Origin of the sequence: Acetivibrio sp. MSJd-27 (assembly GCF_018918095.1) — a bacterium.
In the GTDB taxonomy this organism is placed as follows: Bacteria; Bacillota; Clostridia; order UMGS1840; family HGM11507; genus HGM11507.
In genome coordinates this window covers 23,666-42,510 of sequence record NZ_JAHLPV010000001.1, presented here as the reverse complement: position 1 = coordinate 42,510, position 18,845 = coordinate 23,666, and the positions used below count along the sequence as shown (strand labels likewise).

The following is an 18,845-nucleotide window of genomic DNA, read 5'->3' as shown; positions in this document are numbered from 1 at the left end:
ACAATGCTTGTAGTTATCACCTATGACGTCAACACGCAGACGCCGGAGGGAAGAAAACGACTGCGAAAAGTCGCAAAACAGTGTGTCAATTACGGTCAGAGGGTGCAAAATTCTGTTTTTGAATGTGTTTTGGATGCGGCACAGTGCAAAATGGTGAAGCATAAGCTGGAGCAGTTGATCGATCCGCAGTCGGATAGTCTTCGCTTTTATTATCTCGGAAACCGGTACCAGACGAAGGTGGAGCATATTGGCAGCAAACCTTCCTTTGATGTAACGGATCCGTTGATACTTTAAAGAAACGGTAGTGTCCGATGGGAACTTGAAGGAAAAGATCACGGACATCCTACGGCGGCGCATTCTACCTTTTCAAAACATGGAATGGTGAGGGGAAATCCTCCATATTGAAACGTTTTCTATGAAAAATATGGCAAAACTGACTGTCGACTGATTTTATCCAATTCACTTAACACACTCCGAGAAAACCCTTGTATGATTGTGCGAACCGGAAGCACACAGAAAAATGCCGGAGGTTTCGCACCGAAAATGAAAAGAAAAACGCAGAAAATCGCATACTTATGGTTCAAAAAATGCAATAAAATAACATATTGAAATATTTACAAATTGATTTTTATATATTTTCAATAAAAATCAGGGTGAAATTTGTATATATTTGCTGTCACGCCTCGCATGAGGCGTGTGGATTGAAAATGCCTGTGTCCCCCGGAAGCTATGCGGTGGATTAGTCACGCCTCGCATGAGGCGTGTGGATTGAAAATAGCCACTCCCCATGTACAACCTCCGCCACATCAGGTCACGCCTCGCATGAGGCGTGTGGATTGAAAAATATTCTTTTGTTTCATAATCCAGATTTGCTTTGTCACGCCTCGCATGAGGCGTGTGGATTGAAAAGTTCTGACATATTCCGGCCAGTTGATTTCAATTTGTCACGCCTCGCATGAGGCGTGTGGATTGAAAATCGTCAGTCTCATCCAAATCCACATGCAAGCCGGTCACGCCTCGCATGAGGCGTGTGGATTGAAAAGGAAATCTGCCGATTGGAAAACAATGATGTGCGAGTCACGCCTCGCATGAGGCGTGTGGATTGAAAAATCAGAGATAGTATTAATTTATTTATCTGAATTGGGTCACGCCTCGCATGAGGCGTGTGGATTGAAAATTTTTCCGGGTATATCCTTATTATGATTTATACCGGGTCACGCCTCGCATGAGGCGTGTGGATTGAAAATCTCCCTAAGAGATAATCAACACTTACATTAAAGTCACGCCTCGCATGAGGCGTGTGGATTGAAAAAATGAAAACACTTATCTGTTATTTTACAGTTATGAGTCACGCCTCGCATGAGGCGTGTGGATTGAAAACTTTTTTGTGGATAGATATTGTACTACCATCAAAGTCACGCCTCGCATGAGGCGTGTGGATTGAAAATGCCCGCGTCATCACAATTGCTTTGGTATAAAATGGTCACGCCTCGCATGAGGCGTGTGGATTGAAAAGGTTCGTTCTGGTAAAACATATATCAGCCTGATATGTCACGCCTCGCATGAGGCGTGTGGATTGAAAAAAATCGGGCAGAACCGGGCAAACGCTTTGATGCAGTCACGCCTCGCATGAGGCGTGTGGATTGAAAAAGACCGATACGATAAATCAATGCCTTGTGTATGCGTCACGCCTCGCATGAGGCGTGTGGATTGAAAAATCTGCCGTCATATAGGTTGTTTCATCCATCATTGTCACGCCTCGCATGAGGCGTGTGGATTGAAAAAACTTTACTTAGGGAACAAGTCTCATTATCCAAGTCACGCCTCGCATGAGGCGTGTGGATTGAAAATGGTTGTTTTTGGTATAATTAATCGAGGTGATTTAGTCACGCCTCGCATGAGGCGTGTGGATTGAAAACAATAGAAAAAGCCCCCACAGCTATAAAACTGTGAGGGTCACGCCTCGCATGAGGCGTGTGGATTGAAAACTGCAAGCGATAAGCAATCAATGTTGACGATTTGCGTCACGCCTCGCATGAGGCGTGTGGATTGAAAATCCTTGACAGATTATACAGGCGGTCATCCTTCCCGTGTCACGCCTCGCATGAGGCGTGTGGATTGAAAACCTCCGCTTTTGCTTGTGTTGCAAAACCGTGAGAGTCACGCCTCGCATGAGGCGTGTGGATTGAAAACAATGTTTATCGGCTTCTATTTGTGTTAATTCAGTCACGCCTCGCATGAGGCGTGTGGATTGAAAAAGTTTAAAGGACGTCACTTTGCTTACTCCGGGCGTCACGCCTCGCATGAGGCGTGTGGATTGAAATACCGGATTTGGAGGAACAGAAAAAGCAAGCCATGAGTCACGCCTCGCATGAGGCGTGTGGATTGAAATATTTTTAAGGATGGCATTAAAAGAGGATTTTCCAAGTCACGCCTCGCATGAGGCGTGTGGATTGAAATCTCTGTCTGGTTGTCGGATGAGTATCTTGCGTATATGTCACGCCTCGCATGAGGCGTGTGGATTGAAATGCTGTTAGCTCTAATAACAGCAATAATCGCTTACAAGGTCACGCCTCGCATGAGGCGTGTGGATTGAAATTGCCTTGTACCTTCCCAATCTCTGTTTCTCCAAAGGTCACGCCTCGCATGAGGCGTGTGGATTGAAATAGAGAAACCAATGAAAAATATCTCGAAAAAAGTAAAGTCACGCCTCGCATGAGGCGTGTGGATTGAAATGGTATGGGTATCCAATGAGTGACACGCATGCCTTCGTCACGCCTCGCATGAGGCGTGTGGATTGAAATTGCAAGGAATGTATTCGCCATCGAACGGAAAATAAGTCACGCCTCGCATGAGGCGTGTGGATTGAAATCAGTCGTCCGGTATGTCAAAGGGGTCTATCACATGTCACGCCTCGCATGAGGCGTGTGGATTGAAATACAATGAAGATTGTATGATTGGCATGAAAGAGTTTCGTCACGCCTCGCATGAGGCGTGTGGATTGAAATCAGAAGATAAATATGGAGGAAAACTTGCTATTATGTCACGCCTCGCATGAGGCGTGTGGATTGAAATAGAAAGAGATATCTAAGACGGAGCAAGAGTACAAGTGTCACGCCTCGCATGAGGCGTGTGGATTGAAATGTTATGAGTTATAATGCGTCTGACATCGCTAAATGTGGTCACGCCTCGCATGAGGCGTGTGGATTGAAATCGATGGTTACAGATTTTGCAACACAAACTGTCTTAGTCACGCCTCGCATGAGGCGTGTGGATTGAAATCAAAACGTCCTCAATGCTCATACTGTGATTTGTTGGTCACGCCTCGCATGAGGCGTGTGGATTGAAATATTTTTGCAAAAAGGAAACAACGGGAAAGTTGATGTCACGCCTCGCATGAGGCGTGTGGATTGAAATGATGCGCTTTATGCCAAACCCGGAATTCTGCAATGCGTCACGCCTCGCATGAGGCGTGTGGATTGAAATTTCCACACATCTTTTTGATCATAGCGCGGATGGAGGTCACGCCTCGCATGAGGCGTGTGGATTGAAATACAAGCAAATCGTCCGAATCGAGCGGGATACCGGTCACGCCTCGCATGAGGCGTGTGGATTGAAATCCATAGTTAAAATCCGAAAAATAAATGATTTGCGTCACGCCTCGCATGAGGCGTGTGGATTGAAATTGATGGAGATTTGCTGTCATACATCGGAGAAACATGTCACGCCTCGCATGAGGCGTGTGGATTGAAATGGAGGAATTATCATATCCTCCGAAACCGATTTTGTCACGCCTCGCATGAGGCGTGTGGATTGAAATATCTTTTGACGGTACAGGGGCTTGTCTGTTATTATGTCACGCCTCGCATGAGGCGTGTGGATTGAAATCTGTTTATAACAACACATGACACCACCTCCTTCTGGTCACGCCTCGCATGAGGCGTGTGGATTGAAATTTAGCGTAATCAAAATCTTTGATCGTTGCCGCTTGGTCACGCCTCGCATGAGGCGTGCGGTATTATATTACTTTTGCAAACCAGAAAAACATACATTATTTAACTGATTGAAATATAATAAAATAAAAAAGAATTGCATGGAAAAAATATCTTGATTTTAGAAAAATATTGAAGTATAATTAATTTCATTGTGTATAAGCAGAAACAGAAAAAATAAAGAACATGCCGATTGACGGAGGGGCACGAATGCTGCGAAAAAATCATAACATTGTAAAGACGATCCATTTGGTAAGCAATAGGCTGGGTAACAAAGATTACTCCTGTTCTTTTTTAGGGTACCAACCGCCAAAGGAGAGTGCAAACCATAGATATATCAAAAAAGTCAAAAAGGTGTTGGAAAAGATAGTTGATCATTTGGCCATTCAATATGAGGTATCAAATTATTATATATGCATGAACCAAGGAGTCAGCTTGTGGGCTGCTGAGAGCGTACATGATCTGTGCAGCCAATATGTATTCAATTTGACTGCCGTGCTTCCTTATCCCGATCATGAAAAGAAATGGACAGAAGCAGAACGCAGGGAATATCATTATATCCTGAAACGATGTAATACAAGAGAGCTTGTTCACAAAGAAAAGTGTAAATGCTCTTATTTAGAATGCAATGAATATATCGTGAAGCGGACGAAATATGTAGTAGCTTTTTTTGATGAAACGATACCGGATGAAAACAAACAAGCAATTGAGTTCGCGGCTGAACGTGGCTGCAAAGTGATATTGATTAATCCCCGGACGCTTTGTGTAAGCGGCTTCCTTGAAAATGAGATCTGATGAATTTGTAATCTTTGCTTTTGGAAACAGGTTTTTGGATGAATTAAAAAATACAAAATTACTTGCTTTTGGCCGTTTGTTATGATATTATAATAGGAAAATATCTAATAAGGAGAGTTGAATATGGCGTATTTTTTTGAAGGCGCTTCTCATACGTTTGGCGAATATTTGTTGGTGCCCGGTTATTCTTCTTCGGAATGTATTCCCGCTAACGTAGATTTAAAAACCCCTGTTGTAAAATTTAAAAAAGGGGAACAGAGTGCAATCACTATGAATATTCCGATGGTTTCCGCTATTATGCAGTCGGTTTCCGGAGATAAAATGGCGATTGCTTTGGCGAAAGAAGGAGGGATATCGTTTATCTATGGTTCCCAGTCTGTGGAAAGCGAAGCGCAGATGGTTGCTAAGGTAAAAGGATATAAAGCGGGTTTTGTCACCAGTGACTCCAACATTCAACCAGAGGATACCTTGGCGGATATTTTAGCTTTAAAAGAGAAAACAGGGCATTCCACCGTGGCAGTAACGGAGGATGGCACAGCAAACGGAAAGCTTCTGGGAATTGTGACAAGCAGGGATTACCGTATCACCAGAATGCCTTTACATACAAAAGTAAAAGATTTCATGACGGAATTTGAAGATTTAATCTGTGCAAGTGATACCACTACATTGAAGGAAGCAAATGATATTATCTGGGATCACAAGTTAAATTGCCTGCCTTTGATTGATAAAGAACAGAAATTGAAATACATGGTTTTCCGCAAAGACTACGATTCCCATAAAGAAAATGAAAATGAATTGCTTGACAGTTCAAAGCGTTATGTAGTTGGCGCCGGCATCAATACCCGCGATTACGCTGAAAGAGTTCCCGCTTTGGTAGCAGCCGGGGCTGATGTGCTCTGTATTGACTCTTCGGAAGGTTTTTCCGAATGGCAGAAAATAACCATCGACTATATCCGCAAAAATTATGGCGATACCGTTAAGGTTGGCGCCGGGAATGTTGTGGACAGAGAAGGATTCCGTTTTCTGGCAGAAGCAGGGGCGGATTTCATTAAAATCGGCATCGGCGGCGGTTCTATCTGCATTACCAGAGAGCAAAAAGGAATTGGACGAGGACAAGCTACAGCGGTGATCGAGGTGGCAAAAGCGCGTGACGAATATTTTGAGGAAACCGGTGTCTACATTCCAATCTGTTCCGACGGAGGAATTGTACATGATTATCACATTACACTTGCTCTGGCAATGGGAGCGGATTTTGTAATGCTGGGCAGATATTTCGCGCGGTTTGATGAGAGCCCAACCAATAAAGTGAATATCAACGGAAATTATATGAAAGAGTATTGGGGCGAGGGCTCCAACCGTGCAAGAAACTGGCAGCGCTATGACATGGGCGGAGCGAAAAAGCTGTCTTTTGAAGAGGGAGTTGACTCTTATGTGCCCTATGCGGGAAGCTTGAAAGACAATGTTACGCAATCGTTGAATAAAGTGCGTTCTACAATGTGCAACTGCGGCGCGCTCTCGATCCCGGAGCTTCAGAAAAAAGCAAAGATTACCCGTGTATCCTCCACCAGTATCGTGGAAGGCGGTTCGCATGATGTCGTTCTGAAAGACAATAGTATGAATATAAAATAAAGGTATAAATTGCGGTTATAGAAAGAAGAGAGAATTCCTCTCTTCTTTTTTGTGTCAGGATGCATCAGAAATTTCTTGACAAGGAAAACAATTTATTGTATAATTTCTGGGAAAAGAATAACAGACAGTTCGTGACCATCCTGTCTCAAAACAAAACTACGGGCTTTGACATATTTTTCATTTTTCGAATTTTTCGATATGTTATTTTATTGTATATGAAAACCTCTGCCTGTATGGCGGAGGTTTTTTGCTGGAAGGATTTACGGATACTGTTAAAAAACAAGGAGACGAGATATCATGCAAAACAAAAAAATTAGATTTATCACAAAAACCGCTTTGATCGCAGCATTGTATGCCGCTCTGACTCTGCTGATGGCGCCGATTAGTTTTGGTATTGTACAATTCCGTATTTCGGAGGTTCTGACTATTTTGCCTATGTTTACTCTAAGTGCTGTGCCTGGATTAGCTGCCGGATGCCTGCTTGCAAACTGTATCGGAGGGTTTGGATTGGTAGATATCATATTCGGAACGTTGGCGACCCTGCTTGCAGCGGTATGTTCTTATCTTTTAAGAAAACATAAGTGGCTGGTGCCGTTGCCGCCGGTCATTTTCAACGCCTTGATCGTGGGCACATATCTGTATTTGCTTGCGCCGTCGGAAGCAACTTTACTGTTTTCCATTGGCTCTATCGGTTTTACGGAAATGGCTGTGACCTATGTTTTAGGAATCCCCCTTATCGGTATTCTGGAAAAACAGAAGAACAGACTGAGATTGACAGATTAAAAACTGTGTAATTTGCCTATTGCAATATCGGAAAAAGATGATATAATAAAAAAGAATTGAATATTCAAAGCAGAGTAGATGTTTGCGCGTAAAGTGTCAGTCGGACGGGGAGTTGCCGCTGAACGAAGAACGGTTTTCAAAAACGGTTTGCGGTGCAAATGTCGCATCCCGCTGCTGCATCGAAAGAGGACTCCTCTTAAAATGTAGCAACAAATATTTTAGGAGGTGTTTTTTTTATGCAAAAAATAATTGCATGTTTTTCTGACTCTGCAAAAGAAAGTAAAACATTAAGAGCCCTTATGCTGACCGCCATGCTAATTGGACTGAACTTGGTTTTGGATCGCTTTAGCATTCAGCTGATGCCTCAGCTTCGGATTGGAATCGGTTTTCTTACTTCCGCGCTGATTGGCATGCTGTTCGGCCCTGTGATGGGCGTTTCAGCAGGCCTTGTGACGGAAGTGGTGTCCTATCTGTTTAACCCGCGTGGTGCATATTTCCCAGGGTTTACACTGACCGCCATGGTTGCCGGATTGATTTACGGTATGGTCTTTTATCAGAGAAAAGTAAGCCTTCCCCGTGCTTTTCTTGCCAAAGGCCTGGTGAATTTTATCTGTAATATCTGTCTAAATACTTTGTGGCTGTCCATCCTTCAAGGAGACGCTATTATGGCGCTTTTGCCCGTACGGGCTTGGAAAAATCTGATTTTATGGCCGTTTGAAAGCATTCTCTTGTTTATTGCTGCCCGCGCGGTTCAGGAGGTCTATAAAAAAGTAAAAGTGAAAAGTGCATAAAACAATGGCAGGGAACAAAAAATTCCCTGCCATATTTTATTGATATTGTTTTATCAGGAAAACAGTTGCATAAGAGTCAAAAATATTATAAAATAAATATATTATGAAATTTTGGAGGTATTGGATGAAAAACCTTTCCATAGAGAAAATACTTTGCAATGTGGAGAAGCCGGCACGGTATACGGGCAATGAGCTTCACAGCGTAAAGAAAGATAAGAATACAACAGACGTTCGTTTTTGCTTCTGCTTTCCCGATACGTATGAGATAGGTATGTCCCATCTTGGACTGCGTGTTTTATATCAGGTGCTGAATGATTTGGATTATGTGTGGTGCGAACGGAGCTTTATGCCCTGGGTAGACATGGAAGCCATTTTGAAAGAACGGAACATTCCTCTTTTTGCACTGGAATCGCAAGATTCTCTCGCTTGCTTTGATATTCTGGGTTTTACCCTGCAATATGAGATGAGTTATACCAACATCCTCGCCATGCTGGATATGGCAAAGGTACCTTTGACCAGAGAAGCGCGCGGAGACGGAGATCCCTTTGTCTGTGCCGGGGGTCCCTGTGCGGTGAACCCGGAACCGCTTGCTGATTTTATTGATTTCTTTATGGTAGGCGAGGGGGAGGAAGTGATCTGTGAGGTCATGGCGGCTTACCGTGACTGGAAAAAAGCGGCTCTTCCGCGCATCGAATACTTAAGAGCGCTGACAAAAATTGAAGGCGTTTACGTGCCTGCCTTTTATGAGGTGGAGTACAATGAGGACAACACGATCAAAAGGCGCATTGCAAAAGACGGAGCACCGGAAATTGTGAGAAAACGGCTGATCGCTGATTTGGATAAAGTGGTGCATCCGGAAAAGATCATGGTGCCATATACGGAAATCGTACATGACAGGGTGGCATTGGAGATTTTCCGGGGCTGTATCCGGGGATGCCGCTTTTGCCAAGCCGGATTTATTTACCGTCCGGTAAGAGAACGGAGTGCAGACCATCTGGTGGATATCGCCAAGCATTCCCTCAGCTGTACGGGATACGATGAAATTTCCTTAGCGTCGCTGAGCACCAGCGATTATAAAGAGTTAAAAGAACTGACGGACAAGCTTATGGACTATACGCAGAAGAATAAAATTAATTTTTCCCTGCCCTCTCTTCGGGTGGACAATTTTGATTTGGAGCTGGCAAAAAAAGCACAGGCGGTTCGAAAAAGCGGACTTACGTTTGCGCCGGAAGCCGGAACACAGCGCTTAAGAGACGTTATCAATAAAAATGTTCAAGAGGAAGATTTGCTCAACACCTCGTATCTGGCATTTTCCAATGGCTGGAGTACCATCAAGCTGTATTTTATGATCGGGCTCCCCTATGAGACAAACGAGGATGTGCTGGGTATCAAGGATCTGGCCTATAAAACACAGGATCAGTATTATAAAGTGCCTCCGGAAAAACGTCCCCGCGGCCTGCGTATCACCGTGAGTACCTCCTCATTTGTTCCGAAACCATTCACACCGTTTATGTGGGCAAGGCAGGACACTATGGAAGAATTGACAGAGAAACAGGAACTGCTGCGAAATGAAATGCGATCCAAAAAAATTGTGTACAACTGGCATGATTCCAATCTCTCCATTTTGGAGGGGGTCTTTGCCAGAGGGGATCGGCGGCTTGGAAAAGTGCTTCTGTCCGCATACCAAAAGGGGTGCAGGCTGGACGGCTGGCATGAGCATTTTAAATATGATAAATGGATGGAAGCATTTGAAGAAAACGGTGTCGACTACACCTTTTATAATCATCGGCAGCGTTCCTATGATGAGAATTTGCCGTGGGATTTCATTGATGTCGGCGTTACAAAAGAATTTTTAAAAAAGGAGAATGAAAAGGCAAAACAGGCAGCGGTTACTCCGAACTGCCGGGAAAAATGCAGCGGATGCGGAATGACGAAATTTGCCTTCTGTGATGAGGGAGGAAAAAAACAATGATGAATGTCAGAATACAGTTTTCCAAAGGCTACGAGGCAAAGTATGTCTCCCATCTGGATTTGATGCGCACCTTTAACCGAATGCTGATGCGGAGCGGATTACCGGTTTCCTATACGCAGGGGTTTAACCCGCATATCATTTTGACTTTTGCACAGCCCTTGTCGGTGGGGGTGACCTCCGACGGCGAGTATGCGGAATTTCAGATGGAGGAGCAGTGTACATTTGATGAAATAAAGGATAAACTGAACGCGGCTGCTCCAGAGGGCATTGAAATTTTAAAAGTGACAGATGAGCTTGCGCCGAAATTCAAGGAATTGTATGCGGCGGCTTATGAAGTAACGCTGCAGTGTAATCAGCCCAAAGAAGCACTCCTTAACGTACTGAACAGAGAAGTAATTCCTGTGGAAAAGAAAACCAAAAAGGGCCTGAAGGAAATTAATATCAAACCGCTTCTCTTTGATTTTTCGATCGAAGAGGAAGCGGAAAGCCTTATGCTGAGGCTGAAGCTGGCATCGGGCAGTGAGAGAAATCTGAATCCGGATTTGCTGCTGAAAGCCTTTGAAAAAGAGATCCCCGGATTCCGAATGGATTATAAATCGGTGCATCGGATAAAACTTCTGACAAAAGAAAATGAGGAATTGATGAAATAAAGCTGTCCCTGTCTGGTATGATGACAGGGACAGCTTTCTTTTCATATACAGAAAAGCAAAATTCTGCAGCGGGAACCATTTCGCTCTTCTGTTTCACAAGAAAAATGCCTTATTGAATGTTGCTGATTTGATTGGAATACATTTTGTAGTACGCACCCTTTTTGGCAAGCAGTTCGTCATGGGTTCCCTGTTCCATAATACGGCCGTCATCGATCACCAGAATGAGATCCGCATCAATAATGGTGCTTAAACGGTGTGCGATAACAAAGCTGGTTTTTCCGCTGGAGAGGTTCTTCATTGCTTTGCGGATTTTCAGTTCCGTCATGGTATCCACATTGCTGGTTGCCTCGTCAAGAATTAGAATCGGAGCGTTTAACAGCACGGCTCTTGCAATGGCAATCAGCTGGCGCTGACCTTCGCTCAGATTGTTTCCGCTCTCTTTCAGCCGGGTATTGTATCCGTCCGGGAGCTTCTCGATAAATTCATCCGCCATCGCCAGTCTGGCCGCCGCCATGATTTCCTCCTTGCTTTTGCCGCTGCTACCGTATGAAATATTTTCCAGGATAGTTCCTGTGAATAAGTAAGTGTCCTGCAAAACAATACTGAAAGCCCTGCGCAGACTGGTCCGGGTAAAATGCCGGATGTCGATTCCATCGATGCGGATGGAGCCGCTTTGAATGTCGTAAAACCGCGTTAACAGGTTGATGATAGTAGTTTTCCCGGCTCCTGTAGGTCCAACCAGGGCAACCGTGGAGCCCGGCAAAGCATGCAGTGATATTTCCTTTAGAATCTGCTTTTCCTTGTTGTAGCCGAAACAGACCTTTTCAAAGACAATATCCCCCTGGATGTCTTTCAGCTCTTTTGCATCCGGGGCATCCTTCGTCTCCTCGTCCTCATCCATAATTTCAAATACGCGTTCCGCTCCCGCTACGGCAGTCTGGAGCGTGTTATATACATTGGCGATCTCGTTAATAGGACGGGTAAACTGCTTCGTATAGGTCAGAAAACTGGAGATCACGCCGGGTGTGATCCTTCCGGCAACCGCCAAGGCGCCGCCAGTCACGGATACGGCAATAAAGCCCAGATTGTTGATGACGTTCATCATGGGCATCATATAGCCGGTCCAAAGCAAAGCTTTTGTGGACACCTTCCGCAAACGTTCATTCTTTTCTTCAAAATCCTGTATAATATGTTCTTCCCGGTTGAAAGCCTTTACCACATGGATGCCTGAAATGCTTTCCTCCATTTGCCCGTTGATGATCCCAAGGAATTTTTGCTGCTCCCTAAACAGTACACTTGTGCGTTTTGTCACCGCTTTGGTGAGCAGAATAACAAGCGGCAGCGTGATGAGACCGGCCGCTGTCAGAACGGGATTTAAGACAAGCATCATGAAAAGAGAACCGGTCACTGTAATCGCAATGGACATCAGCTGAATAGTAGACTGGCTGATCGTGCTGGAGATATTGTCGATATCATTGGTCACACGGCTCATAATCTCACCGTGGGAGCGGGTATCAAAAAAAGAGACTGGCAGCAGCTGAAACTTGTCAAACAGCGCTTTTCGCATCTGCTTCACAATTTTCTGCGAGATTGCCGCGATCATATAGTTCTGGAAAAAATTAAGGGCAAAATCCAAAACGTAGGCGGAGGCTAATAAAATTAGAAGCAGGATGAGAAGCTGACTTTGGTTTTGAAAAGCCGGAATGGTATCCACGCTTTTCCCAATCAGATACGGAACGCTGAGAGCGATCAGAGCGGTTAAGATAACCAGTGCAAAAAGCAGAAGAAGCTTTTTGCGTTCTGACCCGAAGTATTCCCAAATTCGCTTTAAGGTTCCCTTCATATTTTTGGGCTTTTCCACAATCCGGTTCCGTCCGCCTCTTCCCGGGCGGTTCATCTGCTGCATTCTGGAAAAGGTTTCAGTTGATTTGCTGTTCGGCACGGCATTTCCTCCTTTCCCGTCAAATCTGTGAATGGTAAATTGCCTGATAGATTTCGCAGGATGCAAGCAGATTGGCATGCGTTCCCTGACCGGCTATCTTTCCGTCATGCAATACAAGTATTTTATCTGCATTCATCACTGAAATGATCCTTTGCGAGATGATAAAACGGATTGCATCCTTTTGATATTCCCGAATAGAACGCCGGATTTTCTTTTCCGTATTCGCATCCACTGCGCTGGTGCAGTCGTCCAGAATCAGGATATCTGTGTTTCGGATCACCGCCCGCGCGATTGCCAGACGTTGTTTCTGCCCGCCGGACAGATTGACGCCGCCCTGACCAATCATGGTGCCATAACCTCTAGGCTGTTTTTCAATGAAGGAATCTGCACAGGCAATCCGGGCAGCTGTTTTCAGTCCCTCCTCGGAGGCATTCTCCTTGCCCCATCGGATGTTTTCCGCTATTGTGCCGGTGAAAAGCAGATTCTTTTGGGGGACAAAGGAGATGTTTTCACGAAGAAGCCTTTGGGAAATTTCCTTTTGGCTTTGCCCGCCGATCCGGATATCCCCTTCATCCGGTTGATAGAAGCCCATCATCAAATTGGCAAGCGTTGTTTTTCCGGAACCGGTTGAACCGATGATCCCGATTGTCTCACCGGGATTTGCGGTAAAGCTGATGTGGTCAAGGGCTTTTCGCTGTGCTTTTTTGTGATAGGAAAAGGATACGTTTTGAAAAGCAATTCCTCCTTTTTCAATGGAGAAAACAGCGTCTTTTTGATTTGCGCAGATGGCATCGCCGGTTGTCAAAACCTCCTGTATTCTGGTATAGGACGCATTGGCGCGTACAAAAATATTGAAGATGTTTGAGATCATGCCGAAAGCATGCAGCATCTGGGTCATATAATTGACTGCCGCCATGACTTTTCCGACCTCGACAGCTTGAAAACGGAAACCGCTGAGCCAAAGAATGGCAACGATGGAAAGGTTGACGGTCAGCGCGATCGCCGGGGAAAAGAAAGCCATCACCTGCATCGCTTTGGTCTGGGAATCTGCCATCTCCTCATTTGCGGCCAGAAAACGTTTTTTCTCTGCGGAAACGTTATGAAACGCGCGGACAACGCGTATACCGGACAGAAATTCCCGCACAACGCTGTTCATACGGTCCACCGCGAGCTGGACACGGTAAAAATAACGATATCCTATTTTAATGCTCAGATAGATCAGAAAAAGAATCACCGGCACCATCACAAGGATGACCGTGGAGACGGACGGATAGAGGGTTATCATCATGACAATGGAACCGATACACATAACAGGCGCCTTGAAAAAGATACGCATCAATCCGTTGGCGAACTGCTGAATCTGTGTAACGTCGTTGGTCAGCCGGGTAATGAGAGAGCCGCGGTCAAAGCGATCGATGTCTGAAAGAGAAAGATGGATGATTTTTTGAAACAAATCCGAACGGAGAGCGCTGGCAAATTTCTGGGAGACCGTGCTGGCCAGATAATTGCGGCTTAAAGCGCAGACCGCGCCGACTCCGGCGATCAGAAGCATAAAGCCGCCAAGCCTGAAAACCGCGGACATGTCATTTTGGGCGATTCCGTCATCCACGATATTGGCCATAAAGCGGGGCTGCAGGAGATCACAGAGCGCTTCGCCGGTCAGAAAGGCAAGGCAGAGCAGGAAAAGCCATATATATTTTTTGAAATATTTTTTCAATGAAAACACCTCAGTAAATAGAATGCTTTCTTTTTATTTTATCAAACTGCCATTTTTCTGTCAAATGGTTTGAAAATTTGAAAGCTCGAAAAGATCGACTTTCGTAAAAATTTGTGGTATACTTATACTATTATTGCCAAACGGTGAAAGGATGGATAACGTCATATGAAAGAGATTTTTAAGCGGGCAAGTATCCGAAAATACAGCGGAAAGCCGGTGGAAAAGGAAAAAACGAAACAGTTGCTGCGGGCGGCTATGGCTGCGCCCAGTGCGAGAAATAAGAAGCCATGGCATTTTATTGTCATAAGAGAAAGGGAGATGCTTGAAAAGATTGCAGCATTTCATCCGTATGCTTCCATGCTCACCGGAGCGGATTGTGCCATTCTGATCTGCGGGGATTACCGCCTGGAAGATCAGCTGGGCTATCTTGCAATAAACGGAGCGGCGGCAACGGAAAACATGTTGCTGGAGGCAGTCAGTCTGGGGCTCGGTGCCTGCTGGCTGGGAATTTATCCACGGCAGGAACGGATGAAAGCAATTTCTGAGCTGACGGGGCTTCCGGATTATATTGTTCCGCTCACCCTGGTTTCTGTCGGTTATCCGGCAGAGGAGAAGGTGCAGGAGGAACGTTTTGACGAGGACAGAATCCGCTATGACAGATGGTAAAAGAAGCCTGCAAGTTATTGTCCCTGCAAGATATGACGGCGGAAAGGTGCTTAAGGTACTGCGGGAAGAACTGCGGGTTTCCGGCACTCTGATCAAACGGTTGAAGCACACGCAGGGTATTCTGTTAAACGGCTGTCCGGCGCGGACAGTGGATCCGGTAAAGACCGGTGACCTGCTGAAAATTGTGCTGACAGAGCGGGAGGGATCCGCCCATGTGATTCCGGTAAAGTCCGAATTTAAAATCGTCTATGAGGATGCGGATTTGATTGTGGTCAGTAAACCGGCGGGCATGGCGGTTCATTCCTCTCGAAAAAGCGATCTGCACTCCCTTGCAAACGCACTTGCTTACTATTTCAGACAAAAAGGGGAATATCATATGTTCCGGGCTGTCAACCGCCTGGACAGGCAGACCTCGGGGCTTATGATTCTGGCAAAGAACGAGCATGCCAATGCTTTGCTGGTTCGTCAGATGAAAGAAAAACAAATTGAGAAAACTTATTTGGCCATCACGGACGGTATTCCAAACCCGTCGGAGGGGACAATGCGTTTTCCCATTAAACGCGCGGATGACAGTGTTCTGAAACGAGTTGTGGCACCGGATGGAAAGGAAGCAGTTACCCATTATCGGGTTTTAAAGCAGTCGGGTGGGTTTGCGCTTGCTGAAATCCGCCTGGAGACCGGAAGAACCCATCAAATCCGGGTACATTTCGCTCATATCGGTTGTCCGCTTCTGGGGGACTGGCTATACGGCAGAGAGCAGGGAGTGCCAATTGAAAGGCAGGCGCTGCATGCCTGGAAGCTGGCGTTTTATCATCCTATTTCAGGCAAAAAATTATTCTTTGAGGCGGAGCTTCCACAGGATATGAAGAACATTTTTGAAATATGAGAGCGTTTGCTTTCGAATAGAAGTTTAAAAAACTATCATACTAAAAAAGAAACGCGCAGTGCTGTACAAAATAGACAAAAACGCTTCAAAATATTCTGCATGAATTATCGAAAAAAGAGGAAATGTGAAAGAAATAACAAAAAGGTCCAAAATTCAAAAAAATAAGATGGACTTCGCGGGGCAGATAGAGTATAATGGAGTACGGTGAGGATGAGGATAAGAACAAAATATGGTATGATAGGAGTGAATCGGATGATCACAAATAGGTCTAAGATCGCGATTATCGGTGCTGGTTTTGTAGGGGCGGCAGCAGCGTATGCCCTCGCCATGAAAAAATTAGTATCTGAAATTGTACTGATCGACGCCAATGCACCCAAAGCCGAAGGTGAGGCAATGGATATCGCTCATGGTCTCAGCTTTATGGGGGAAATGTACATTCATTCCGGCGGCTATGAGCAGGTCAGGGACTGCGATATCATCATCGTCACAGCCGGTGCAAACAGAAAACCGGGAGAAACGCGCATGGAACTTGCGCAAAAGAATGCGGTTATCGCAAAGGATATCACGAAAAATGTGATGAAGTATTACAATACGGGGGTTATCCTTGTGGTGGCGAACCCGCTGGATGTAATAACTTATGTGATTCAAAAGGAATCCGGACTTCCGACAGGCCGGGTTTTTGGAACCGGAACAGCGTTGGATACAGCCAGATTCCGCTATCTTTTGTCAGAAGTAGTGGGTGTGGATGTGCGGAATATTCATGCATCGATTGCGGGAGAACACGGAGAAACGCAGTTTCCTCTTTGGAGTTCTGTCAGAATCGCAGGAATGACATTGGATGATTACTGTAAAGAGGCAAAAATACAAATAGATAAGAGTCAGATTGAACAGGAAGTGAAATCTGCAGGCTCAGAGGTTATCAAGCGAAAAGGGGCAACCTACTATGCAATTGCTTCGGTGATTGCAAAGGCTTCCGAAGTGGTTTTAAAGGATCAGCGTTCCGTACTGAATGTATCCTCGTTAATGGAAGGCCGTTTTGATTTGTATGATGTCTGCCTGAGCATGCCGTCTATTGTAGGGCGTTCGGGTGTTGAAAATATTATTGTCTCGGAACTGTCTGATGACGAAAGAGAAAAATTAAACGCATCCGCCGAGGCGATCAAAAAAGTGATTCATAATTTATTATAAAAAGTTGGAGGGCTTAATAATGGACAAGAAAGAATTTGCACTAAAAAAACATGAGGAGTGGAATGGCAAAATCGAAGTAGTCAGCAGAGCGGAACTGAACAACCGCGACGATCTGGCTGTTGCTTACACTCCTGGGGTTGCAGAACCCTGTCTGAAAATCAGTGAGGATGTTGATCTTTCTTACAAGTACACAAGAAGAAACAATCTGGTTGCTGTTGTAACCGACGGTACTGCCGTGTTGGGGCTGGGGGATATCGGTCCGGAAGCAGGCATGCCTGTTATGGAAGGAAAATGCGTACTGTTTAAGCAATTTGGAGATGTTGACGCTTTCCCGCTCTGCGTTCGGTCCAAAGAAGTTGACGACATCGTTAACACGGTAAAATTACTGGCCGGTTCTTTCGGCGGCGTAAATCTGGAGGATATTTCAGCTCCCCGCTGCTTTGAAATCGAAAAGAAATTGAAAGAATGCTGTGACATTCCGATTTTCCATGACGATCAGCATGGTACCGCTGTCGTCACATTGGCAGGGATGTTGAATGCATTAAAAATTGTTGGTAAAAACATCAATGAGATTGAAGTTGTAGTGAATGGTTCCGGTGCAGCCGGGATTGCAATCACAAAGCTTCTGATGAAAATGGGACTGAAAAATGCTGTGCTCTGTGACACAAAGGGTGCTATCTATAAAGGGCGTGACAATCTGAATGCAATCAAAACAGAGATGGCTGAAATTTCGAATCTCCAGCTGAAAAAAGGCAATTTGGAAGATGTTATCAAAGGCGCAGACGTATTTATCGGTGTATCTGCTCCGGGCGTGCTGACTCCTGAAATGGTAAAAACAATGGCGAAAGATCCGATTGTATTGGCAATGGCAAATCCGGTTCCGGAAATTATGCCTGACCTGGCAAAAGAAGCAGGCGTAAAAATTATGGGAACAGGACGTTCCGATTTCCCGAACCAGATCAACAATGTCCTCGCATTCCCGGGCATTTTCCGCGGTGCTTTGGATGTTCGCGCAAGCGATATCAATGATGAAATGAAAATTGCCGCTGCAAAAGCGATCGCAGGCGTGATCACGGAGGAAGAACTGGAACCCGATTATATCATTCCGGATGCATTTGATGAAAGAGTCGGCAAAGCAGTTGCGGAAGCAGTTGCACAGGCTGCCAGAGATACCGGCGTAGCCAGAATCTAAGGATAAGATAAAAAACAGATACTGTATAAAATGCCCGTCACTTATAAGAAAATGTGAGTGACGGGCATTTGTTATACCACAATTTATTTTACACAAGTAAAATCCGGCAACAGCCGGGTTTTGTGTAACAAAACAAATTGATGATTCAATAAAGACTCAGCCGTCGGAAGATTGCTTCCGCTTACGGCGTGTTTTTATTATACCATAGTCACAAGCCGCATTGTGGCGAGTGGTATGATTCAATCGTTCTCCGAAACTCTTAGCATTTTTAATGCCTTAGAGGTTCGTGAGGTTATTATACCACAACAACGAAGGCGGCGGAATGTCGCCGCAGTATTGTGATTCAATCGTTCTCCGAAACTCTTGGCATTTTTAATGCCTTAGAGGTTCGTGAGGTTATTATATCATAAATCTGCCGTCAAAACGAAGTTTTGAGTACGCGCAGAACTTCCGTGCCGATGTTACTATTGACAGCGTGGCAGTATTTTGGTTTCATTAAAATCATTTTTGTGTTTTTCAGAACCAACACCTTTTTTATATTTAACCAAAAAGCCAGATTACAGCAAATGTATACGAATTATTTTTGTTGGAATTGCTGATGAAAAAATGATAGATTATGATTGAACAATGAGCTTGTTTATG

At 44.9% G+C, this 18,845-nt stretch carries 13 protein-coding genes, 1 CRISPR repeat array and 1 riboswitch; of the genes, 11 read left to right on the top strand and 2 right to left on the bottom strand.

Features of this window, described 5'->3' with window-relative positions; genetic code table 11:
• Positions 1 to 3 precede the first annotated feature (3 nt).
• From cas2 to KQI32_RS00160, 7 genes are all read left to right on the top strand, one after another.
• Positions 4 to 294 (top strand): CRISPR-associated endonuclease Cas2, encoded by a 291-nt coding sequence (gene cas2 / locus KQI32_RS00190; RefSeq protein ID WP_216423467.1) that lies wholly within the window; start codon positions 4 to 6, stop codon positions 292 to 294.
• 381 nt (positions 295 to 675) lie between these two features.
• Positions 676 to 4,023: direct repeats of the CRISPR family, unit length 32 nt; unit sequence GTCACGCCTCGCATGAGGCGTGTGGATTGAAA.
• Positions 4,024 to 4,202: 179 nt separating this feature from the next.
• Positions 4,203 to 4,787, top strand: a complete 585-nt coding sequence (locus KQI32_RS00185; RefSeq protein ID WP_216423466.1) for an SLOG family protein — start codon at positions 4,203 to 4,205, stop codon at positions 4,785 to 4,787.
• Positions 4,788 to 4,910: 123 nt separating this feature from the next.
• On the top strand, positions 4,911 to 6,416 hold the full coding sequence (locus KQI32_RS00180) for an IMP dehydrogenase (protein ID WP_216423465.1): 1,506 nt from the start codon (positions 4,911 to 4,913) through the stop codon (positions 6,414 to 6,416).
• 297 nt (positions 6,417 to 6,713) lie between these two features.
• Positions 6,714 to 7,199, top strand: a complete 486-nt coding sequence (locus tag KQI32_RS00175; RefSeq protein WP_177690683.1) for a QueT transporter family protein — start codon at positions 6,714 to 6,716, stop codon at positions 7,197 to 7,199.
• Between the two features lie 68 nt (positions 7,200 to 7,267).
• A riboswitch (THF riboswitch) is annotated at positions 7,268 to 7,375 on the top strand.
• 60 nt (positions 7,376 to 7,435) lie between these two features.
• The gene (locus tag KQI32_RS00170; protein WP_216423464.1) at positions 7,436 to 7,990 is read left to right on the top strand and encodes a folate family ECF transporter S component; all 555 of its coding nucleotides are present in this window, start codon (positions 7,436 to 7,438) and stop codon (positions 7,988 to 7,990) included.
• A gap of 124 nt (positions 7,991 to 8,114) precedes the next feature.
• Complete coding sequence (locus tag KQI32_RS00165; RefSeq protein WP_216423463.1) at positions 8,115 to 9,962, top strand: TIGR03960 family B12-binding radical SAM protein; 1,848 nt, start codon at positions 8,115 to 8,117, stop codon at positions 9,960 to 9,962.
• Positions 9,959 to 10,612 (top strand): TIGR03936 family radical SAM-associated protein, encoded by a 654-nt coding sequence (locus tag KQI32_RS00160; RefSeq protein WP_216423462.1) that lies wholly within the window; start codon positions 9,959 to 9,961, stop codon positions 10,610 to 10,612. Before KQI32_RS00165 ends, KQI32_RS00160 begins: the two co-directional genes overlap by 4 nt.
• Positions 10,613 to 10,721: 109 nt before the next feature.
• Here KQI32_RS00160 and KQI32_RS00155 read toward each other — a convergent pair whose 3' ends face one another.
• Positions 10,722 to 12,554 carry an ABC transporter ATP-binding protein gene (locus KQI32_RS00155; protein ID WP_308167023.1) on the bottom strand — a complete coding sequence of 611 codons (1,833 nt, stop codon included), beginning with the start codon at positions 12,552 to 12,554 and terminating at the stop codon, positions 10,722 to 10,724.
• 19 nt (positions 12,555 to 12,573) lie between these two features.
• On the bottom strand, positions 12,574 to 14,280 hold the full coding sequence (locus tag KQI32_RS00150; protein WP_177690675.1) for an ABC transporter ATP-binding protein: 1,707 nt from the start codon (positions 14,278 to 14,280) through the stop codon (positions 12,574 to 12,576).
• 156 nt (positions 14,281 to 14,436) lie between these two features.
• Between KQI32_RS00150 and KQI32_RS00145 the strand changes: the two genes are divergently transcribed.
• The 4 genes from KQI32_RS00145 to KQI32_RS00130 all read left to right on the top strand — a co-directional run bounded on the left by KQI32_RS00145 (position 14,437) and on the right by KQI32_RS00130 (position 18,203).
• Positions 14,437 to 14,937: a nitroreductase family protein gene (locus tag KQI32_RS00145; RefSeq protein ID WP_216423461.1), complete on the top strand. Its 501-nt coding sequence runs from the start codon at positions 14,437 to 14,439 to the stop codon at positions 14,935 to 14,937.
• Entirely contained in the window at positions 14,903 to 15,823 is a 921-nt protein-coding gene (locus KQI32_RS00140) for an RluA family pseudouridine synthase (protein WP_177690672.1), read from the top strand. The genes KQI32_RS00145 and KQI32_RS00140 overlap by 35 nt, the downstream gene beginning before the upstream one ends.
• A gap of 252 nt (positions 15,824 to 16,075) precedes the next feature.
• The gene (locus tag KQI32_RS00135) at positions 16,076 to 17,011 is read left to right on the top strand and encodes an L-lactate dehydrogenase (protein ID WP_177690670.1); all 936 of its coding nucleotides are present in this window, start codon (positions 16,076 to 16,078) and stop codon (positions 17,009 to 17,011) included.
• 19 nt (positions 17,012 to 17,030) lie between these two features.
• The gene (locus tag KQI32_RS00130) at positions 17,031 to 18,203 is read left to right on the top strand and encodes an NADP-dependent malic enzyme (RefSeq protein ID WP_216423460.1); all 1,173 of its coding nucleotides are present in this window, start codon (positions 17,031 to 17,033) and stop codon (positions 18,201 to 18,203) included.
• The last annotated feature ends 642 nt before the right edge of the window (positions 18,204 to 18,845 follow it).